At 74.5% G+C, this 18,222-nt stretch carries 21 protein-coding genes; 11 read left to right on the top strand and 10 right to left on the bottom strand.

The annotated features are described in order from the left end of the window. Positions 1-6: 6 nt before the first annotated feature. Genes IE326_RS40095 through IE326_RS40085 form a run of 3 tightly spaced genes read right to left on the bottom strand, consistent with a single transcriptional unit; the run spans position 7 to position 3,593 of the window. A complete protein-coding gene (locus IE326_RS40095) occupies positions 7-1,221 on the bottom strand; it encodes an acetyl-CoA C-acetyltransferase (RefSeq protein WP_190045133.1) in 1,215 nt (404 codons plus the stop codon). Positions 1,222-1,275: 54 nt separating this feature from the next. Next, complete coding sequence (locus IE326_RS40090; RefSeq protein WP_150235018.1) at positions 1,276-2,427, bottom strand: acyl-CoA dehydrogenase family protein; 1,152 nt, start codon at positions 2,425-2,427, stop codon at positions 1,276-1,278. Continuing rightward, complete coding sequence (locus IE326_RS40085) at positions 2,424-3,593, bottom strand: CaiB/BaiF CoA transferase family protein (RefSeq protein ID WP_190045132.1); 1,170 nt, start codon at positions 3,591-3,593, stop codon at positions 2,424-2,426. Before IE326_RS40085 ends, IE326_RS40090 begins: the two co-directional genes overlap by 4 nt. A 189-nt stretch (positions 3,594-3,782) precedes the next feature. Here IE326_RS40085 and IE326_RS40080 point away from each other — a divergent pair, with 189 nt between their 5' ends. Continuing rightward, positions 3,783-5,000 carry a saccharopine dehydrogenase family protein gene (locus IE326_RS40080; RefSeq protein WP_190045131.1) on the top strand — a complete coding sequence of 406 codons (1,218 nt, stop codon included), beginning with the start codon at positions 3,783-3,785 and terminating at the stop codon, positions 4,998-5,000. Positions 5,001-5,030: 30 nt separating this feature from the next. Here IE326_RS40080 and IE326_RS40075 read toward each other — a convergent pair whose 3' ends face one another. The 3 genes from IE326_RS40075 to IE326_RS40065 all read right to left on the bottom strand — a co-directional run bounded on the left by IE326_RS40075 (position 5,031) and on the right by IE326_RS40065 (position 6,535). After that, positions 5,031-5,462 carry a RidA family protein gene (locus IE326_RS40075; protein WP_150235024.1) on the bottom strand — a complete coding sequence of 144 codons (432 nt, stop codon included), beginning with the start codon at positions 5,460-5,462 and terminating at the stop codon, positions 5,031-5,033. A 181-nt stretch (positions 5,463-5,643) separates the two neighbouring features. Continuing rightward, entirely contained in the window at positions 5,644-5,784 is a 141-nt protein-coding gene (mmpA, locus tag IE326_RS40070; protein WP_158718690.1) for a morphogenic membrane protein MmpA, read from the bottom strand. Between the two features lie 49 nt (positions 5,785-5,833). Beyond that, the gene (locus IE326_RS40065; RefSeq protein WP_190045130.1) at positions 5,834-6,535 is read right to left on the bottom strand and encodes an endonuclease V; all 702 of its coding nucleotides are present in this window, start codon (positions 6,533-6,535) and stop codon (positions 5,834-5,836) included. A 64-nt stretch (positions 6,536-6,599) separates the two neighbouring features. Here IE326_RS40065 and IE326_RS40060 point away from each other — a divergent pair, with 64 nt between their 5' ends. Both IE326_RS40060 and IE326_RS40055 read left to right on the top strand, forming a co-directional pair. After that, on the top strand, positions 6,600-7,151 hold the full coding sequence (locus IE326_RS40060; protein WP_308440366.1) for an SMI1/KNR4 family protein: 552 nt from the start codon (positions 6,600-6,602) through the stop codon (positions 7,149-7,151). 71 nt (positions 7,152-7,222) lie between these two features. Beyond that, a complete protein-coding gene (locus IE326_RS40055; RefSeq protein ID WP_190045129.1) occupies positions 7,223-7,522 on the top strand; it encodes a YciI family protein in 300 nt (99 codons plus the stop codon). A gap of 9 nt (positions 7,523-7,531) precedes the next feature. Here IE326_RS40055 and IE326_RS40050 read toward each other — a convergent pair whose 3' ends face one another. Next, positions 7,532-8,599 carry a WD40/YVTN/BNR-like repeat-containing protein gene (locus IE326_RS40050; RefSeq protein ID WP_190045157.1) on the bottom strand — a complete coding sequence of 356 codons (1,068 nt, stop codon included), beginning with the start codon at positions 8,597-8,599 and terminating at the stop codon, positions 7,532-7,534. A 150-nt stretch (positions 8,600-8,749) separates the two neighbouring features. Between IE326_RS40050 and IE326_RS40045 the strand changes: the two genes are divergently transcribed. From IE326_RS40045 to IE326_RS40035, 3 genes are all read left to right on the top strand, one after another. Next, on the top strand, positions 8,750-9,229 hold the full coding sequence (locus tag IE326_RS40045) for a (4Fe-4S)-binding protein (RefSeq protein ID WP_190045128.1): 480 nt from the start codon (positions 8,750-8,752) through the stop codon (positions 9,227-9,229). A 156-nt stretch (positions 9,230-9,385) separates the two neighbouring features. Continuing rightward, on the top strand, positions 9,386-9,802 hold the full coding sequence (ssgD, locus tag IE326_RS40040; RefSeq protein WP_030751803.1) for a spore wall synthesis regulator SsgD: 417 nt from the start codon (positions 9,386-9,388) through the stop codon (positions 9,800-9,802). A 383-nt stretch (positions 9,803-10,185) separates the two neighbouring features. Further along, on the top strand, positions 10,186-11,838 hold the full coding sequence (locus IE326_RS40035) for an ABC-F family ATP-binding cassette domain-containing protein (protein ID WP_190045127.1): 1,653 nt from the start codon (positions 10,186-10,188) through the stop codon (positions 11,836-11,838). On the opposite strand, the gene IE326_RS40030 is transcribed toward IE326_RS40035, so the two are convergent. Further along, a complete protein-coding gene (locus IE326_RS40030; RefSeq protein ID WP_229915924.1) occupies positions 11,824-12,300 on the bottom strand; it encodes an ATP-binding protein in 477 nt (158 codons plus the stop codon). The genes IE326_RS40035 and IE326_RS40030 overlap by 15 nt on opposite strands. A 204-nt stretch (positions 12,301-12,504) precedes the next feature. Here IE326_RS40030 and IE326_RS40025 point away from each other — a divergent pair, with 204 nt between their 5' ends. The 3 genes from IE326_RS40025 (at position 12,505) to IE326_RS40015 (ending at position 14,837) form a co-directional block, all read left to right on the top strand. Then, the gene (locus tag IE326_RS40025) at positions 12,505-13,350 is read left to right on the top strand and encodes a helix-turn-helix domain-containing protein (RefSeq protein ID WP_150235035.1); all 846 of its coding nucleotides are present in this window, start codon (positions 12,505-12,507) and stop codon (positions 13,348-13,350) included. 15 nt (positions 13,351-13,365) lie between these two features. Further along, on the top strand, positions 13,366-13,635 hold the full coding sequence (locus IE326_RS40020) for a hypothetical protein (protein ID WP_190045126.1): 270 nt from the start codon (positions 13,366-13,368) through the stop codon (positions 13,633-13,635). A gap of 227 nt (positions 13,636-13,862) precedes the next feature. Then, positions 13,863-14,837 (top strand): acyl-ACP desaturase, encoded by a 975-nt coding sequence (locus IE326_RS40015; protein WP_150235036.1) that lies wholly within the window; start codon positions 13,863-13,865, stop codon positions 14,835-14,837. A gap of 165 nt (positions 14,838-15,002) precedes the next feature. Here IE326_RS40015 and IE326_RS40010 read toward each other — a convergent pair whose 3' ends face one another. Then, positions 15,003-15,278, bottom strand: coding sequence for a WhiB family transcriptional regulator (locus IE326_RS40010; RefSeq protein WP_051804365.1), 276 nt, complete (start codon positions 15,276-15,278; stop codon positions 15,003-15,005). A 126-nt stretch (positions 15,279-15,404) separates the two neighbouring features. Beyond that, positions 15,405-16,427, bottom strand: a complete 1,023-nt coding sequence (gene ligD / locus IE326_RS40005; protein WP_150235039.1) for a non-homologous end-joining DNA ligase — start codon at positions 16,425-16,427, stop codon at positions 15,405-15,407. Positions 16,428-16,479: 52 nt separating this feature from the next. On the opposite strand from ligD, the gene IE326_RS40000 reads away from it, so the two are divergent. After that, entirely contained in the window at positions 16,480-17,538 is a 1,059-nt protein-coding gene (locus tag IE326_RS40000) for an ATP-dependent DNA ligase (RefSeq protein WP_150235041.1), read from the top strand. A 356-nt stretch (positions 17,539-17,894) separates the two neighbouring features. Further along, positions 17,895-18,143, top strand: a complete 249-nt coding sequence (locus IE326_RS39995; protein ID WP_373310420.1) for a hypothetical protein — start codon at positions 17,895-17,897, stop codon at positions 18,141-18,143. Positions 18,144-18,222: the final 79 nt, after the last annotated feature.

Here is an 18,222-nt window from a genome sequence, read left to right as displayed (position 1 = left end):
GGGAGGTCAGACGCGCTCGACGATGGTGGCGATGCCCATGCCGCCGCCGACGCAGAGGGTGGCGAGGCCGTAGCGCTTGTCCTGGCGCTCCAGCTCGTCGACGAGGGTGCCGAGGATGATCGCGCCGGTGGCGCCGAGCGGGTGGCCGAGCGCGATGGCGCCGCCGTTGACGTTGACCTTGTCCAGGGAGACGCCCATGTCCTTGACGAAGCGCAGGACGACCGCGGCGAAGGCCTCGTTGATCTCGATGAGGTCGATGTCGTCGATGGTCAGGCCGGCCTTGGCGAGCGCCTTGCGGGCGGCCGGGGCGGGGCCGGTGAGCATGATGGTGGGCTCGGAGCCGGAGACGGCCGCCGCGACGATCCGGGCGCGGGGCGTCAGCCCGTACCGCTCGCCGATCTCCTTCGAGCCGACGGCGACGAGGGAGGCGCCGTCGACGATGCCGGAGGAGTTGCCCGCGTGGTGGACGTGGTCGATCTCCTCGACCCAGTGGTACTTCTGGAGCGCGACCGCGTCGAAGCCGCCGAGCTCGCCGATGTCCTTGAAGGACGGCTTGAGCTTCGCGAGGGAGTCGGCGGTGGTGCCGGGGCGCATGAACTCGTCGTGGTCGAGGACGGTCAGCCCGGCCCGGTCGACGACGGGGACGACCGAGCGGGCGAAGCGGCCCTCCTTCCACGCGGTCGCGGCGCGCTCCTGGGAGAGGGCGGCGTACTCGTCGACGTCGCGGCGGCTGAAGCCCTCGATGGTGGCGATGAGGTCGGCGCCGATGCCCTGCGGGACGAAGTTCGTCTCCAGGTTGGTCATCGGGTCGGCGAACCAGGCGCCGCCGTCGGAGGCCATCGGGACGCGGGACATCGACTCGACGCCGCCGGCGAGGACCAGGTCCTCCCAGCCGGAGCGGACCTTCATCGCGGCCATGTTGACCGCTTCGAGGCCGGAGGCGCAGAAGCGGTTCTCCTGGACGCCGGCGACGGTCTCGGGGAGGCCGGCGGCGATGGCGGCGATGCGGGCGATGTCGGAGCCCTGGTCGCCGACCGGGCCGACGACGCCGAGGACGATGTCGTCGACGGCGGCCGGGTCCAGGCCCGGGTTGCGGGTCTGGATCTCGCGGATCAGGCCGGTGACGAGGTCGATCGGCTTGGTGCCGTGCAGGGAGCCGTTGGCCTTGCCGCGTCCGCGCGGGGTGCGGATCGCGTCGTACACGTACGCTTCGGTGCTCACGGGAAGCCTTTCACGGTGAGGGTTTTCTCGGAGGGGTGCGGGAAGGGGCGGGACTCAGCCGAGGAGGGAGCGGCCGATGATCTCCTTCATGATCTCCGTCGTGCCGCCGTAGATGGTCTGGATGCGGCCGTCGGTGAAGGCGCGGGCCACCGGGAATTCGCTCATGTAGCCGTATCCGCCGTGCAGTTGCAGGCAGCGGTCGGCGACCCGCTTCTGGAGCTCGGTCGCCCACCACTTGGCCATGGAGGCGTTGACGGGGTCGAGCCCGAGCCCGGTCGGGTCGGCGTGCTCGGCGATGCAGCGGTCGACGAAGGTGCGGGTGACGGCGCACTCGGTGGCCATCTCCGCGATCTCGAAGCGCACGTGCTGGAGCTTGGCCAGCGGCCGGCCGAAGGCCTCGCGCTCCTTGACGTAGCGGGTGGTGAGCTCCAGGAGGTGCTCGGCGCCCGCGATGCCCGCGACGGCGATGGCGAGCCGTTCCTGGGCGAGGTTGGTCATGAGGTGGACGAAGGCGCCGTTCAGCTCGCCGAGGAGGTTCTCCTTGGGGACGCGGACGTCCTTGAAGAAGAGTTCGGCGGTGTCCTGGGACTTCTGGCCGATCTTGTCGAGGTTGCGGCCGCGTTCGAAGCCCTCCATGCCGCGCTCGACGACGAGGAGGGAGAGGCCGTGGGCGCCGCCCTCGGGGGTGGTCCTCGCGACGACGATCACCAGGTCGGCGAGGATGCCGTTGGAGATGAAGGTCTTGGAGCCGTTGAGGATCCAGTGGTCGCCGTGGTCCTCGGCGGTGGTGCGGATGCCCTGGAGGTCGGAGCCGGCGCCGGGCTCGGTCATCGCGATGGCGGTGACGATCTCGCCGGAGCAGAAGCCGGGCAGCCAGCGGCGGCGCTGCTCCTCGGTGGCGAGCTTGGTGAGGTAGGGGCCGATGATGTCGTTGTGCAGGCCGATGGCGAGGCCGGGGGCGGCGGCCCTGGTGAACTCCTCGGCGAGGACGGAGGCGTACCGGAAGTCGGGGTTGCCCCCGCCGCCGTGCTCCTCCTCGACGGCGAGGCCGAGCAGGCCCTGGCGGCCGGCGGCGAGCCACGCCTCGCGGGAGACGATGCCGTCCTTCTCCCACTGCTCGTAGTGGGGCAGCACCTCCTTCTCCAGGAAGGTGCGGACGACCGCCCGGAAGGCTTCGTGGTCCTCGGTGTAGAGCGTGCGCTTCATGCGGTCTTCGACTCCTGGGTGGGCGGGACGTCCTGGGCGGGGTGCAGGGCGGGGACGCCCCAGTCGCGGACGACCTCGGCGGTGTGGGCGCCGGGCAGGGCGGGGCCGGTACGGAGGGTGCCGGGGGTGGCGGAGAAGCGGGGCGCGGGCGCGGGCTGGACAAGGCCGCCGTGCTCGGCGAAGGTGGCGCGGGCCGCGAGGTGCGGGTGGGCGGGGGCCTCGCGGAGCGAGAGGACCGGGGCGACGCAGGCGTCGGTGCCCTCGAAGACCTCGGTCCACTCCGCGCGCGTACGGCTCCGGAAGCGCGCGGCGACGGCCTCGCGCAGCTCGGGCCAGCGGGCGAGGTCGCCCCGGAGGGCGTCGGCGTCGGGGAGGCCGAGGAGGCGGGCGAACTCGGCGTAGAAGCGCTGTTCCAGGGCGCCGACCGCCATGTGGCCGCCGTCGGAGGTCGCGTAGACGCCGTAGAAGGGGCAGCCGCCGTCGAGGAGGTTCGAGGCGCGCCGGTCCTGCCAGCCGCCGGCGGCGAGCATGGCGTGGATCATGCTGGTGAGGTGGGCGGTGCCGTCGACGATGGCGGCGTCGACGACCTGTCCCTCGCCGTGCGTCCGTGCGTGCTGGAGGGCGGCGAGGACGCCGATGACGAGGTAGAGGGAGCCGCCCGCGTAGTCGCCGACGAGGTTGGCGGGGACGGCCGGCGGGCCGTCGGGGTCGGGTCCGATCATGCCGAGGGCGCCGGTGACGGCGATGTAGCCGATGTCGTGTCCCGCGGTGTGGGCGAGCGGGCCGTCCTGGCCCCAGCCGGTCATCCGGCCGTAGACGAGCCGGGGGTTGCGGGCGAGGCACTCGGCGGGGCCGACGCCGAGGCGTTCGGCGACGCCGGGGCGGTATCCCTCGACGAGGACGTCGGCGCGCTCGACGAGGTCGAGGATGGCGGCCGGGCCGCCGGGGGCCTTGAGGTCGAGGAGGACCGAGCGCTTGTTGCGGTTGGTGAGGTCCTTGGCCGGGTCGACGCCGAGGCCGGGGCCGCCGGGGCGGTCGACGCGGACCACGTCGGCGCCGAGGTCGGCGAGGAGCATGGCGGCGAAGGGCCCGGGGCCGATGCCGGCGAGTTCCACGACCCGGACGCCCGCGAGCGGTCCCGTCCGCTCGGTCTGCCGCGTGTCCATCGAGCCCCCAGAGTGTGTGACACCAATGATGTAACACCGAAGATGCTAGGAACGTGTTCCACTCGGCACAAGCCCCCGGGCCGAGCAAGCGCTTGGAGATCCGGTGGGGCGGGCCGGTCCGCTATCCTCCGCCGACGGCGCGGCGACCGGACGTGACGACGCGCGACCAGGCGACGGGAGTGGGGCTCGATGGAGACAGGGGCGGACGCGGGGCGGGAGACCGGACCGGGTGCCGGGGCGCGGCCGTACGACGTGGTCCTCTACGGGGCGACCGGGTTCGTCGGGGAGCTCACCGCGGAGTATCTGGCCGGGCACGCCCCCGCCGGGTGCCGCTGGGCCCTCGCCGGCCGCTCGCGCGCGAAGCTGGCGGCGCTGCGGGACCGGCTCGCCGCGGACCGGCCGCACCTCGCCGGCCTGCCGCTGCTGGTCGCCGACTCCGGCGACCCCGCCTCGCTGCGGGAGCTGGCCGGGTCGGCGCGGGTGGTGGCCTCCACCGTCGGTCCGTACGTCTGGTACGGCGAGGGCCTGGTCGCGGCCTGCGCGGACGCCGGCACCGACTACCTCGACCTGACCGGCGAGGCCGAGTTCGTCGACCTCGTGTACGTCCGCCACGACGCCCGCGCCCGGGAGACCGGCGCCCGGCTCGTGCACGCCTGCGGCTTCGACTCGGTCCCGCACGACCTGGGCGTGCTCTTCACCGTGGAGCAGCTGCCGGAGGGCGTGCCGCTGCGGATCGACGGCTTCGTCCGGGCCGGTGCCGTCTTCTCCGGCGGCACCTTCGCCTCCGCCCTGACCGCCTTCGGGCGCGGCCGGGAGATGCTCCGGGCCGCCCGCGAACGCCGCCTGCACACGCCCCGGTTGATGGGCCGCCGGGCCCGCGCGCCGCTCGGCGCGCCCCGGTTCAGCACCGAGACGGGCACCTGGGCGCTGCCGCTGCCCACCCTGGACCCGCAGGTGGTGGCCCGCTCGGCCGCCGCACTCGCACGGTACGGCCCCGACTTCCGCTACCGCCACTACGCCTCGGTGAGGACCCTCCCGATGGCGCTCGGCGGCACGGCGGCGCTCGGCGCGACCGTCACGGCGGCCCAACTGCCGCCCGTGCGGCGCTGGATGATGGACCGTTACGGGGCGGGCGAGGGCCCGTCGGCGGAGCGGCGGGCGCGCAGCTGGTTCACGGTCCGCTTCGTCGGCGAGGGCGGCGGACGGCGGGTGTTCACCGAGGTGTCCGGCGGGGACCCCGGGTACGACGAAACGGCGAAGATGCTCGCCGAGTCGGCGCTCTGCCTCGCCCTGGACCCGCTGCCGAAGACGGCGGGCCAGGTCACGACGGCGGTGGCGATGGGCGACGCCCTCATCGCCCGGCTGCGGGCGGCGGGGCTGCGCTTCCGGGTGGCCCACGCGGAGTAGCGGGGCCGCCCGGCCCCTCGGGGGCGCGCCTCACCAGCCGATCATGTCGGGGGCGGCGTGGTCGATCACCACCGCGTCGATCTCGATCTCGACCAGCCACGCGGGGTCGATGAACCGGGACACCTCCACGAAGGTGCAGGCCGGGCGGACGGCGGCGAAGCGCTCGCCGTGGGCGCGGGCCGCCTCCCGCCAGGTGGTGGCGTCGGTGAGCAGGACGCGGGTGCGGACGACGTCCTCCAGGCGGGCGCCCGCCTCACGGAGGGCCGCCTCGGCGATGTCGAGGCAGCGGACGGTCTGGGCGTGGACGTCGCCGGGCGCGGTGGTGGTGCCGTCCGGCGCGATCGGCGCGGTGCCGGCGACGGAGACGTACGGCCCGTGGCGCACCGCGCGGGAGAAGCCGATCTCCGGTTCGAGCGGGGAGCCGGAGGAGACGAGCCGGCGGGAGGTCGTGTGCAGGTCCATCCGCTCTTCCTTCCCGCCTCCGGGGCGACTGAAGCCAGGGCCCGCAGGCGAACGGGAGAGCCCCGCGGCCGGGGCCCGTGAGCCCGTGGTCAGGGCCCCGTGGGGCGGAGGGGCCGGCGGACCGGGGCCGCGTGGACGCGCCGCGGCGGCGCGTCCCGCTCCCCGGCGGGCGGCCGCCCGCTCACCCGGTGGTCCAGTCGGCGAGCACGTACAGGATGGCGCAGGTCCAGGCGAGCGCGGAGAGTGCCGCGACGGCGAGGACGAACGGCAGCGCGCGGCCCCCGGAGGGACGGCGCGGGGAGGTGGTCACCGGAGTCGTCATGACGGCCACTGTGCCGTGGGGGTCTGACAACGGGCATCCGTACGGGTACTCAGCTCCGCTCGGCCGCCAGGGCCTCGGCGAGGGCGCGGCGGCAGAGCGCGTCGGCGCGCCGGGTGGTCTCGGGGACGCGGTAGCGCGGCGCGAGCGCCAGGGTGTGCGCGCAGGCGCCGGCCAGGGAGATCCGGTGCCCGGCGGAGACGAAGACGGGCTTCACCCCGCGGCGGGTGCGCAGCGCCCGGCCGACCTCCTCCCCGCCGTCGAGCAGCGGCGCGAAGTCGCCCCGCTCCGGCCCCGGTTCGTCGTGGGAGAAGGTGAAGGGGTTCTTGGCGACGCCGATCGAGGGCCGTCCGGTGAGCACCCCGAGGTGGCTGGCGAGCCCGAACCCGCGCGGGTGGGCGACGCCGTAGCCGTCGCAGACCAGCAGGCCGGGGTCGGCGGTGAGGGAGGCCAGGGCGGCGAGGACGGTGGGGACCTCCCGGAAGGCCAGCAGGCCGGGGACGTACGGGAAGGAGACCCGGCCCACGGCGGTGGCCTCCTCGACCACCTCCAGGGTCGCCGCGTCGAGCACCACGGCCGCCGCCGCGACGAGGTCGCGCCCGTCGTCGTAGGCCACGTCGAGCCCGGTGACGTGGCCCTCCCCAGCCGCCGGCCCCTCCTCGTCGAGCACGAGCCGCTCCCGCAGCTCCCGCTGGACGGCCAGCGCCGCTTCCTCGTCGGCGGGCCAGCCCGCCGGAACCCCGATGATCCCCATGCCGGCCACCCTACGGGCGCCGCCCGGCACGCGGTCCCACGGCCTTTCGGTAGCGTCCCTCCCCGTGACCGCGATCGACGCCCTCGTGCGCCTCTGCCCGCCGCCCGCCGTGGCGTGGGAGGAGGTCGAGCGTTCCCTCGGCCTGCCGCTGCCCGCCGACTACAAGCGGCTGGTGGGGACGTACGGCTGCGGGGTCTTCGACGAGACGGTGTGGCTGCTCGCCCCGGGCGCGCCCCGCGCCGACGAGGACCTGCTGGCGCAGACCGCCGAACGGGCCGGGGTCCTGGAGTCGTTGTGGGAGATCGGCGAGGAGCGGCCCGGGGAGCTGGAGGAGCCGGGTGCGCGGGTGGTGCCCTGGGCGTACGAGGAGGGGTCGGGGGCCTTCCTGTACTGGCTGGTGCGGCCGGGCAGGCACCCCGACGAGTGGACCGTGCTCTACAACGAGGGGCGCGGCCCGCTCTGGGAGGCCCACGCCACGGGCTGCGCCGCCTTCCTGCACGCGGTCCTCACGGGCACGGCGGAGACCGCGTACTTCGGCTTTCTGTACGAGGTCCTGGCGCCGGCCGCGCACCGCTTCGAGTCCGCCGCGGACGTCCTCGGCGGGTGTTCGCCCTGATCGCCGTGCCCGGACCGCCGACGGCCCGGGCACTCGATCGTCGTGTCGGAGGCCGCCGGTAGCCTGGGCGCATGTTCGTACTCGAATTGACCTACACCGGGCCCGTCGAGCGTGCCGACGCCCTGATGGACGCGCACATCGCCTGGCTCGACGCGCAGTACGCCGCCGGGGTGTTCCTCGCCTCGGGGCGGAAGAACCCCCGGGACGGCGGGGTGATCCTGGCGGCCGGGGCCGACCGGGCCGAGATCGAGCGGATCGCGGCGGCCGACCCCTTCTCCGCCGAGGGCGTGTGCGCGTACCGGATCACCGAGTTCTACGCGACGAAGACCGCGGAGGGCCTGGCCGGCTACCGCGAGCAGCCGCCGGCCTGACCCGCCGCCTCAGGGACGGACGAGCCGGGCGGCCCGGCCCTTCTCGCCAGAGGCCCAGCAGCCGCCGTCCGGGGCGCAGTCCACGGTGTCGTAGGAGCCGGTGTCCACGGTCCGCCAGGTGCGGCCGCCGTCGCGGGTGAGGTCGGTGCCGGTGGGTCCGACGGCGAGGGCGGCGTTCCGGTCGTGCGGGAGCCAGGCGACCCCGGAGCGGTACGCGGGCGGGGGCGTGCCGGCCGGGGTCCAGGTGCGGCCGCCGTCGGCGGTGACGGCGGCGGCCCTCGGCGAGGGCTGTCCGGTGCGGTAGTCGCCGCCGACGGCGAGGCCGTGCGCGCGGTCCCGGAAGGCGAGCGCGAAGACGCCCCGGGCCGGGTCGCCCGCCGGGACCGGGCTGTCGGTGACGGTCCAGGTGCGGCCCCGGTCGGCGGAGTGGAAGACCCGGGCGGTGGCGCCGCCGCCGGTGGCGAACCAGACGTCCTTCCCCCGCCCCTTCGTCCCGGCGGTGACCAGGCACTGCCCGCTCGCGGCGAACCCGGCCTCGCCGGGGAGCGCTTCGGGCATGCCGGTGTCGGGCAGGACGGCCCAGCTGCGGCCGCCGTCGCGGGTGGCGAGAATCCGGAACCTGCCGTCGACCGGGTCGCTCAGGGCGAGGCCGTGGCGGCGGTCGAGGAAGGTCACGCAGTCGTAGAAGGCGCGCGGATCGGTGTTGCGGAAGGACTCGGTCCAGGTGGCTCCGCCGTCCTCGGTGCGCAGCAGCCGGGACGCCTCGCCCTCGCCGATGGCCAGGACGACGGCCCGGCGGGCGTCGAAGGCTTCGACGTCGCGGAGCTCAAGCCCCTCCGCCCCGGGCGGCGAGACGTTTCTCCAGGTGCGGCCCGCGTCGGTGGTCCGCAGGACGGTGCCCTTCGACCCGGCGGCCCAGGCCGTGCGGTGGTCCACCGCGGCCAGGCCCCGGAGGCGGACGTCGGTGCCGGTGGGGGTGGACTGCCAGCCGGGCGCGGGGGCCGCGGGGGTCTCCCCGGCCCGCGCGGGGGCCGCCAGGGTCAGCGCGAGCGCCGCCCCCACCAGTCCCGCCGTCATCGTGCGCCGCGGCGTTCGCAACTTTCGCACAGGTGTCATGGCGCCGGAAGCTAGTGGCGCCGGCCCGGTCCGTCCAGAGGGCCTCCGGCCCGGGCTCCCGGTCGGCCCCGCCGGAGTGCGGGGCGCCCCGGGCGTTCCTAGGCTGGGCGCATGACTGAGGGAACAGCTGGGCCGGGGGCGGAGCCCCCGATCGCGGAGAAGCCGCGGATCAAGGAGTACGACGGCGAGGGCATCACCGTCACCTTCGAACCGCGCCGCTGTCTGCACGCGGCCGAGTGCGTCCACGGCCTGCCCGAGGTCTTCGACCTGTCCCGCCGCCCCTGGATCCTGCCGGACGCCGCCGCGGCGGAGCGGGTCGCCGAGGTGGTCCGGCGCTGTCCGTCCGGGGCGCTCCAGCACCACCCGCCCCAGGGCGGCCCGGAGGAGCGGCCGGACGTCCCGACCACCGTGCGCCGCTCCCCCGCGGGACAGCTGGTGGTACGGGGCGACCTGCTGGTCACGGGCGAGCACGGGGTCCGGCACGAGACCCGGGTGATGCTCTGCGGCTGCGGGGCCTCCGGGAACCAGCCGTACTGCGACCACTCGGGTCCCTGCGCGGAGCCGGACGACGACGTGGCCGAGGAGCGGTAGGCCGGGAGCGGCGGGAGGGTGGTCGCCGTCCGGCGGTGACGCACCTCACGTGGGGGTCGGGTGCACGTTCCGGCGGTTCCGCTCGTCTTCATGGGTGTCAGGTGCCCTGGTGTCGGGGAGACGCACAGGATCGCAACCCCGCGAGAGGAGCCCGCCGTGTCCGCCGTGATCGAGCAGCCCGTCCAGGCCCGTCTGGTCGCTTCCGCTCCCCGGATGGAGACCGTTCCCGCCACCCTGCGCTACGACCGCGAGGATCCCTACGCGGTCAGCATGGCCTTCCCGCCGCCGGCCACCCTGGAGGGCGTCGAGGTCTCCTGGGCGTTCGCCCGCGAGCTCCTGGCGCAGGGCGTCGAGCGCCCCGCCGGTGACGGGGACGTACGGCTGCGCCCGTACGGCTACGACCGCACGGTCGTGGAGTTCCACGCCCCCGAGGGCGTGGCCATGGTGCACGTGCGCACCTCGGAGCTGCGCCTCTTCCTGGAGCGCTCGCAGCACCTGGTGCCGGCCGGCCGCGAGCACCAGTACCTGGACTGGGACCGGGACCTGGACGAGCTCCTGGGCGGCCTGTCGTAGGCCGACGCCCCCGTCCGGCCTTCACGGCGGTCCCGTCGCGGCCCTACGGCGGCCCCGTCGCGGTCCTTCCGTCGGCCTTCCGCGGTCCTTCCGGCGGCCTTCCGGCGGCCTTCCCCGGGATCCTCCGGGGCCGCCGTAATTCGCTTGCCCCCTCCCCCGGCGGCTCCTACCGTCGGTGAGGTCCCATCGCCTCCAGGTCGGAGAAGGAACGTTGTTCATCTGAGGTCCGAGACACCGTGCCGCGCGCGCCTCCGTGCTGCCGTGCGTGCCCTTCTCGACCTCGTGGACGAGCGCCCGTTCCCCCCGTGCCGCCCGCGTCCCGGTGTCTCACGCGTCGCACCACGCCCACACCCACGCTCGCGTTCGCGGTACCGGAGGCCCTCGTGTCATCTCGTCCTGTCTTCCTCTCCACCTCGTCCCTCTCCTTCTCCTGGCCCGACGGGACCGGCGTCCTCGACGGCCTCGACCTGACGGTCGGGCCCGGCCGCACCGGCCTGGTCGGGGTGAACGGCTCGGGGAAGTCCACCCTGCTGAAGCTCCTCGCCGGCGAGCTCGCACCGACCTCCGGCACCGTCCGGACGTCCGGCGAGATCGGCCACCTGCCGCAGGACCCCGCCCTGGACACCGGCCTGCGGGTCGACGGGATCCTCGGGATCGCCCGGAAGCGGGCCGCGCTGCACGCCGTCGAGGCCGGGGACCCGGCGGAGGAGCACTTCGCCGTGATCGGCGACGACTGGGACGTCGAGGAGCGGGCCAGGGCCGTCCTCGACCGGGTCGGCCTCGGCGGGATCGGCCTGGACCGCACGGTCGGCGAGGTGTCCGGCGGCGAGTCGGTGCTGCTGCGCCTCGCGGCGCTGCTGCTGGCCCGGCCCGACGTGCTGCTGCTCGACGAACCCACCAACAGCCTGGACCTGTACGCCCGTTCCCGTCTGTACGAGGCGCTGGAGGGCTGGTCCGGGGTGCTGGTGGTGGTCAGCCACGACCGGGAGCTCCTGGAGCGGGTCGACCGGATCGCCGACCTGCGCGAGGGCGGGGTGAGCTGGTACGGCGGCCCCTGGTCCGCGTACCAGGAGGCGCTCGCCGCCGAACAGGAGGCGGCGCAGCGGATGGTGCGGGCGGCCGAGGCGGACGTCCAGCGGCAGCGGCGGGAGCTGTCGGACGCCGGGATGCGGCTGGCGCGCCGGCGGCGGTACGCGCAGAAGAGCTTCGAGAACAAGGCCGTGCCGAAGGTCGTGGCGCACGCCCGGCGGGGCGAGGCGCAGGTCTCGGCGGGCAAGTACCGCGCCCTGCACGCGAACCGGCTGGCGGAGGCGCGGGAGCGGCTGGACGCGGCCGTGGAGGCGGTGCGGGACGACGACGGGATCCGCGTCGAGCTGCCGCGGACCTCGGTGCCGCCGGGGCGCGAGGTGCTGCGGCTGCGGAACCTGGAGCTGCGGTACGGGGCGCGGGTCGCGGGGGAGTTCGAGGTGCGGGGCCCGGAGCGGATCGCGCTGGCGGGCCGCAACGGCGCCGGCAAGACGACGCTGCTCCGGACGATCGCCGGGGAGCTGGCGCCGGTGGCGGGCGAGGCGGAGGTGCTGGTGCCGCTCCGCTTCCTGCCGCAGCGGCTGGACGTCCTGGACGAGTCGCTGAGCATCGTGGAGAACGTGGGGCGCTTCGCGCCGGGGGCGTCGGGGAACACGATCCGGGCCCGGCTCGCGCGGTTCCTCTTCCGGGGGGCGCGGGCGGAGCAGCCGGTGGGCACGCTGTCGGGCGGCGAGCGGTTCCGGGCGACGCTGGCGGCCCTGCTCCTCGCGGAGCCTGCCCCGCAGCTGCTGCTGCTGGACGAGCCGACGAACAATCTGGACCTGGCGTCGGTGCGCGAACTGACGGCGGCGCTCGACGCGTACGAGGGGGCTCTGGTGGTGGCCAGTCACGACCTGGCGTTCCTGGAGTCGCTGGGGATCACCCGCCGGCTGCTCCTCGACGGCACGCTGCGGCCGACGTCGGCGGAGGAGCTCCGGGCGGTGCTGGAGGACCCGTCAGCGGTGGAGTAAGGCCCAGGACTTGGTGCCGCCCTCGGGTGTGAGGGCGGGCGCCAGGCCCCAGTCCCCGCCCTGTTCGTCGACCGCCGCGGCCAGCAGCCACATGCTGCGGCTGCGGCGGTCCCTGCACGCCTCGGCGGCCTCCGGCCGGGAGTGGGCCGGATGCTGGTCGTAGAGGACGATCCGCAGGGCGTCGTACTGCCAGCGGACGCGCAGGGCCATCTCCCGGTCGGGGGTGAACCGGTAGGCGGTGGCGACGAGTTCGGAGGCGGCGAGGGCGGCGGTCTCGCGGAGCCCGGTGAGGTCGTGGCGGGTGAGGAGGTCCCGGACGGCCCGGCGGGCGAGGCCCGCGCAGTAGGCGCCGCCGGGGAGCAGCATCGAGTAACTGAGGTTCTCCGCCGCGGGGGGTATGGGTTCGGCCGCCGGGGGGACGGCCGGAAGGCAACGCAGGGCGCCCTTCATCGGATTGCTCACATTTCCTGTACATGGGGGTGCTCTGCACACGGTCACGGTCGCCCCGTGTGAGACTTGCGCTACCGACCGTAGCGCAGAAGCGGAGCACAGTGCTACTACTTGCTCGTATCGCGCGCCACGGGTGTCGTTTCCGGACAGAAACCGATCGACGGCTCGGGAACGGGGGCGGCAGGGGGCCGCCCCGGCAGGACGAGGGAGAAGCACGTGCCACCCAGGAGCAGTCCGACCGCGCGCCAGCAGCGGCTCGGCGCCGAACTGCGCAAGCTGCGCGAACAGTCGGGGATGTCGGCCCAGCAGGCCGCCGCCCTCCTGGGCGTCGACCGCACCCGCATCCCCAACGTGGAGTCCGGCCGCTTCGGCATCAGCCCCGAGCGAGTGCGGACCCTGGCCTTCAACTACGGCTGCCCCGACACGGCCCTGGTGGACCTGCTCGCCGGCATGGCCCAGGAGCGGGACCGCGGCTGGTGGGAGGAGCACCGCGGCCTCCTCCCGCCCGCCCTCCTGGACATCGCCGAACTGGAGTACCACGCGTCCGAGTTGGCCACCGCCGTGACCACCCACGTGCCCGGACTGCTCCAGACCGAGGAGCAGGCGCGGGCGGTCTTCGACACCGCCGTGCCGCCGCTGCCCGGCCCCGACCTGGAGGCCCGGCTCGCCCTGCGGCTGCGCCGCCAGGAGGTCCTGGACCGGCCGGTGCCGTACGAGGCGGTGATCCACGAGGCGGCGCTGCGCATGCAGTTCGGCGGCCCGAAGGTCGCCCGCGCACAGCTGGAGCACATCCTGGAGCAGTCCGAGCGGGCCACCGTCACCGTGCGGGTGATCCCGTTCGCCGCCGGGGGTTTCCCGGGGGCCGGGCAGTCGTTCACCTATGTGTCCGCGCCCGTGCCGCACCTCGACACCGTGCAGCTCGACTCCTCGCACGGCTCGATCCTCCTCGACGCCGACATGAAGCTGCGCCGGTACCGGGGACTGCTGGACCGGCTGCGCGGACTCGCCCTGTCCACCGCCGACTCACGCGCGTTCGTCCACTCCCTGGCCCAGGACCTGTGAAGGACCCCCTCCACCATGCCCCACACCCTCGACGCCGCCGCCGCGTCCCCCGCCGCCCGCCCCGCCGCCAAGCCGGCCGCCGCCACCGCCCCCTCCGCCGACATCGCCTGGGGCGAGGCGTTCTGCAGCGAGGGCGCCAACTGCTTCCGCTTCGGCCTCGACGACTCCGGCCGTGCCTACATCGGCTCGACCCTCGCCCCCGGCGAGTACGTCAGCGACTCGGTGGAGGCACTGCGCGCGCTGATCTCCGCGGTGAAGTCGGGGGCCGCGGACCATCTGCTCTGAGCGGCCGTTCAGTTGTTCACGGGTGATCCCCTCCCGTTCACGGGTGACCTCCCCCGACGTGACCTGTGTCTCTTTTCCCAGGACTGACCAGGGAACATAACAGAACGTAACCGGACATCGTCCGAGCGGGGGTTGGTCACGCTTTACGGGGGCCTTAACCTACGGTCTCGTAACCTACGAGTCCGTAGGTAGTTCCGTTTGCCCTGTCTCCGTCCCCAGGAGTTCCCGTGACGCTCACCTCTCCCCACCTCGACAGTTCGGCCGGGTGGACCGACGCCCGGTTGCTGTACGCGCTGGAAGAGGTCGTCGAGAAGGAGCTCAACCGGCACCTCAAGGTCGTCAAGGACTGGATGCCGCACGAGTACGTGCCGTGGTCGGACGGGCGGAACTTCCCGGGCTTCTTCGAGGACGGCGAGGCGTGGGACCCGTCGCAGTCCAAGGTCACGGACATAGGGAAGACCGCGCTCGTGGTGAACCTCCTGACCGAGGACAACCTGCCGAGCTACCACCACGAGATCGCCTCGCTCTTCGGCCGCGACGGCGCCTGGGGCACCTGGGTGCACCGCTGGACCGCGGAGGAGGGCCGGCACGGCATCGTCATGCGCGACTACCTGCTCGCCTCGCGCGCCGTGGACCCGGACAAGCTGGAGCAGTTCCGGATGTCCCACATGAGCGAGGGCTTCGAGTCGGACAACCGCCACTCGATGCTGCACTCCGTCGCGTACGTGGCCTTCCAGGAGCTCGCCACCCGCATCTCGCACCGCAACACCGGCCACCAGTCCGGCGATCCCGTCTGCGACCGGATGCTCGCCCGCATCGCGCTCGACGAGAACCTGCACATGATCTTCTACCGCAACCTGCTGAAGGCGGCGCTGGAGATCGCCCCCGACCTCGCCATGCAGGCCGTCCGGGACGTGGTGGTCGACTTCCGGATGCCCGGCCACGGCATCCCCGGCTTCGAGCGGGCCGCCGCGCAGATGGCGATCGGCGAGATCTACAACATGCGCATCCACCACGACGACGTCCTGGAGCCGGTCATCCGGCACCTGAAGGTCCTGGAGATCTCCGGCCTCGGCCCCGACGGGCTGCGCGCCCAGGAGGAGCTGGGCCTCTTCATGAACGGCCTGGACACCGAGGCCGCCAAGTTCGACGCGAAGCTGGCCGCCCGCAAGGCCCGGATGGCCGCCCGCGCCGCCGGCTGACCGGCCGCACCCGGGCCGGATCCGCACCCCGGCAGGACGCGTACCCGCCCCGGGTCCGGTTCCGGGTCCACATCCGGTTCCGGGTCCGCACCCAGGTCCGGGTCCGGGCCCGGCGGTACGGTCCGCTCCCCGGCTCCGGTCCCCCCGCGTCCGCTCGCGCGGCGGTCACTCGCCGCCGCGCAGGCGGCGGATCCGGAGCCGCTCCTTCTCCGAGAGCCCGCCCCACACGCCGAAGCGCTCGTCGTGCGCGAGCGCGTACTCCAGGCACGCGACGCGCCCCTCGCAGGCGCCGCAGAGCTGCTTGGCCTCGCGGGTCGAGGAGCCCGGGGCGGGGAAGAAGAACTCCGGCCCGGCCTGGGCGCACAGCGCGTCCTCGCGCCAGGCGAGGTCGGCCGCGGGGCGGGGGGCGGGGAGGGTCAGGACGTCGGTGTGGGTCTGCATGGCTCCACCGTGCCGGGCCGCGCTAAACACACCGTCAACGTCCGATCAATGCGGCTCGTCGAACACCCCCGATCCGTTTCCCTGCGCCCCCCGCACCCCGCATCCCCGCGCCTCCGCACCCCACCCCTACCCCTCCTCCTTCTTCGCCCGGCTCGGCCGCACCCGCTTCGGCTCGCCCGGCATCTTCGGGTAGTCGGGCGGATACGGCAGGTCCCCCAGGCCGCGCTCGGCCTCGTCGCGCCGGGACAGCTCCAGCAGCGACTCCAGGCCGAAGCGCTCCTCGTCCATGTCCGCGTGCACGTCGCCGAGTTCGGCGTACCGGGCGGGCATGGTGCGGATGTCGAAGTCCTCCGGCACCGCCTCGTCCAGCTCCTCCCAGCGCAGCGGGGCGGAGACCGGGGCGTGCGGCCGGGCGCGGACCGAATAGGCGGAGGCCATCGTGCGGTCGCGGGCCGCCTGGTTGTAGTCCACGAGGATCCGCTCGCCGCGCTCCTCCTTCCACCAGGCGGTGGTGACCCGGTCCGGCATCCGCCGCTCCAGCTCCCGCCCGCAGGCGATGGCCGCCCGCCGGACCTCGGTGAAGGTCCATTCGGGGCGGAGCGGGACGAAGACGTGCAGGCCGCGCCCGCCGGAGGTCTTGGGCCAGCCGCGCAGCCCGTGCCCGTCGAGGACGGCCCGCAGCTCGTGGGCGGCCCGGACGGCGTCGGCGTAGCCGGTGCCGGGCTGCGGGTCGAGGTCGAGGCGGAGCTCGTCGGGGCGGTCGGTGTCGGCGCTCCGGACCGGCCAGGGGTGGAAGGTGAGGGTGCCGAGGTTGGCGGCCCACAGCACGGCGGCCGGGCCGGCCGGGCACAACTCCTCGGCCGTGCGGCCGCTGGGGAAGGCGACGCGCGCGGTGGGGAGCCAGTCGGGCCGGTTCCCGGGAGCGTGCTTCTGGAAGAAGGACTCGCCGGTCACCCCGTCGGGCCAGCGCTGGAGGGTGGTGGGCCGGTCCCGCAGGGCGCGCGTGATCCCGTCGCCGACGGCGAGGTAGTAGTCCACCAGGTCGAGCTTGGTGTAGCCGGGCTCCGGGAAGTAGACCTTGTCCGGGTGGGAGATCCGGACGGTGCGCCCGCCGGCCTCCCGTTCCACCGCTGCCGCCTCGCGTGCCATGAGCGCCACCCTAGAACTGGTCGACATCCCCCGCACATCGGACAATCCACCCATGGATCTGCCGGTGATGCCGCCCGTGAAACCGATGCTCGCCAAGGCCGTGAAGAAGATCCCGCCCGGGATGCAGTACGAGGCGAAGTGGGACGGCTTCCGGGCCGTGGTCCACCGCGACGGCTCCGAGCTGGTCATCGGCAGCCGCACCGGCAAGCCCCTCACCCGCTACTTCCCCGAGCTCGCCGAGGCCCTCGGGGAGCGGCTGCCGCCGCGGTGCGTGGTGGACGGCGAGATCGTCGTCGAGCACGGCGGACGGCTCGACTTCGACCGGCTCGCCGAGCGGATCCACCCGGCCGCCTCCCGGATCCGGCTGCTCGCGGGGACCAGTCCGGCCCGTCTCGTCGTCTTCGACCTGCTCGCCCTCGGCGACGACTCCCTCCTCGACGTCCCGCTGGCGGAGCGCCGCGCGGCCCTGGAGCGGGTGCTCGCCGGGGTCGCCGCCCCCGTCCACCTCGCCCCCGCCACCCGGGACGCGGAGCTGGCCGCGCGCTGGTTCGAGCGGTACGAGGGCGCCGGGCTCGACGGGGTGGTCGCCAAGCCGCTCGACCTGCCCTACCGGCCGGACGCCCGGGTGATGTACAAGATCAAGCACGAGCGGACCGCCGACGTCGTCGTGGCCGGCTACCGCCTCCACAAGAGCGGCCCCGTGGTCGGCTCGCTCCTCCTCGGCCTGTACGACGACCGGGGCGTCCTCCAGCACGTCGGCGTCTGCGCCGCCTTCACCGCCCGGCGCCGGGCCGAGCTGGTCGAGGAGCTGGAGCCGCTGCGGACGGATCCCGGGGACGGGCACCCGTGGGCGGCGTGGGCGCGGGAGGAGGCGCACGAGGACGCCCGGCTGCCCGGCGCGCCGAGCCGCTGGTCCGGCGGGAAGGACGCGTCGTGGGTGGCGCTGCGGCCGGATCGGGTCTGCGAGGTGGGCTACGACCACATGGAGGGGAACCGCTTCCGGCACACCGCGCAGTTCCGGCGATGGCGCCCGGACCGCGCTCCGGAGTCCTGCGGTTACGCGCAGCTCGACGAGCCCGTCTCGTACGACCTGGCGGACGTGCTGGGCTGAAGATCATCCCGGTTCCGGCGCTCCGGCGCCACGTGATTTCCTTCACACAGGGATCACCGTCCCGGGGCTTGCGTCCCTCCCGCACGGCTGCCCCGCCGGCCGTCCGCACCCCCGATATGCAGGGACCTTGCGCCGTCCCGATCCGGCGCCGGGCCCCGTACCTGCGGGAACGCCGGAGTGCGCGATCACCGGGGGCGGGCGGTCCCCCGCGGGTGCGCCCGCGTGCGCCGGGGAGGCCGGGCGCCCCCGCCGCACCCCGGCCCCGGGGCCGTACCGGAACCGGCCCTGCCATCCGGTACGTATGGAGGTGAGAGCCCTTCCCGTACGCCCCCACGAACCGCTAGGACTGACCCGTGATCGCCTCGCCCTCGCCCCTCGTACCCGTCCCGATCCCCGACCGCGTGGCCGCCCTCATCGGCTCCTGTCTGCCCGCGCACGTCCTCCAGGCGGAGATCGAGGCGGACTGCGCGGCGCGCGAGGTCTACCGCTTCAGAGGACCGCTCTGCGCCGAGGACCGGGCCGACCGCGAGCACGCGCTGGCCGTCCTCGCCCGGGCCAACAAGATCCTCGCCAAGCACCACCCGAGCCTGCCCGTCCGCCCCTGAGAACGCCACCGGGCGGCGCCGGGCCGCCACCTGTTCGGCGGTGTCCCACGGGCAGCGGGACCGGGCCGGTGTGACGCTG

This window comes from Streptomyces filamentosus, assembly GCF_014654895.1.
GTDB classification, from domain to species: domain Bacteria; phylum Actinomycetota; class Actinomycetes; order Streptomycetales; family Streptomycetaceae; genus Streptomyces; species Streptomyces filamentosus.
Note: the sequence above shows the minus strand (reverse complement) of the source record. Positions and strands in the feature narration are given on the sequence as shown.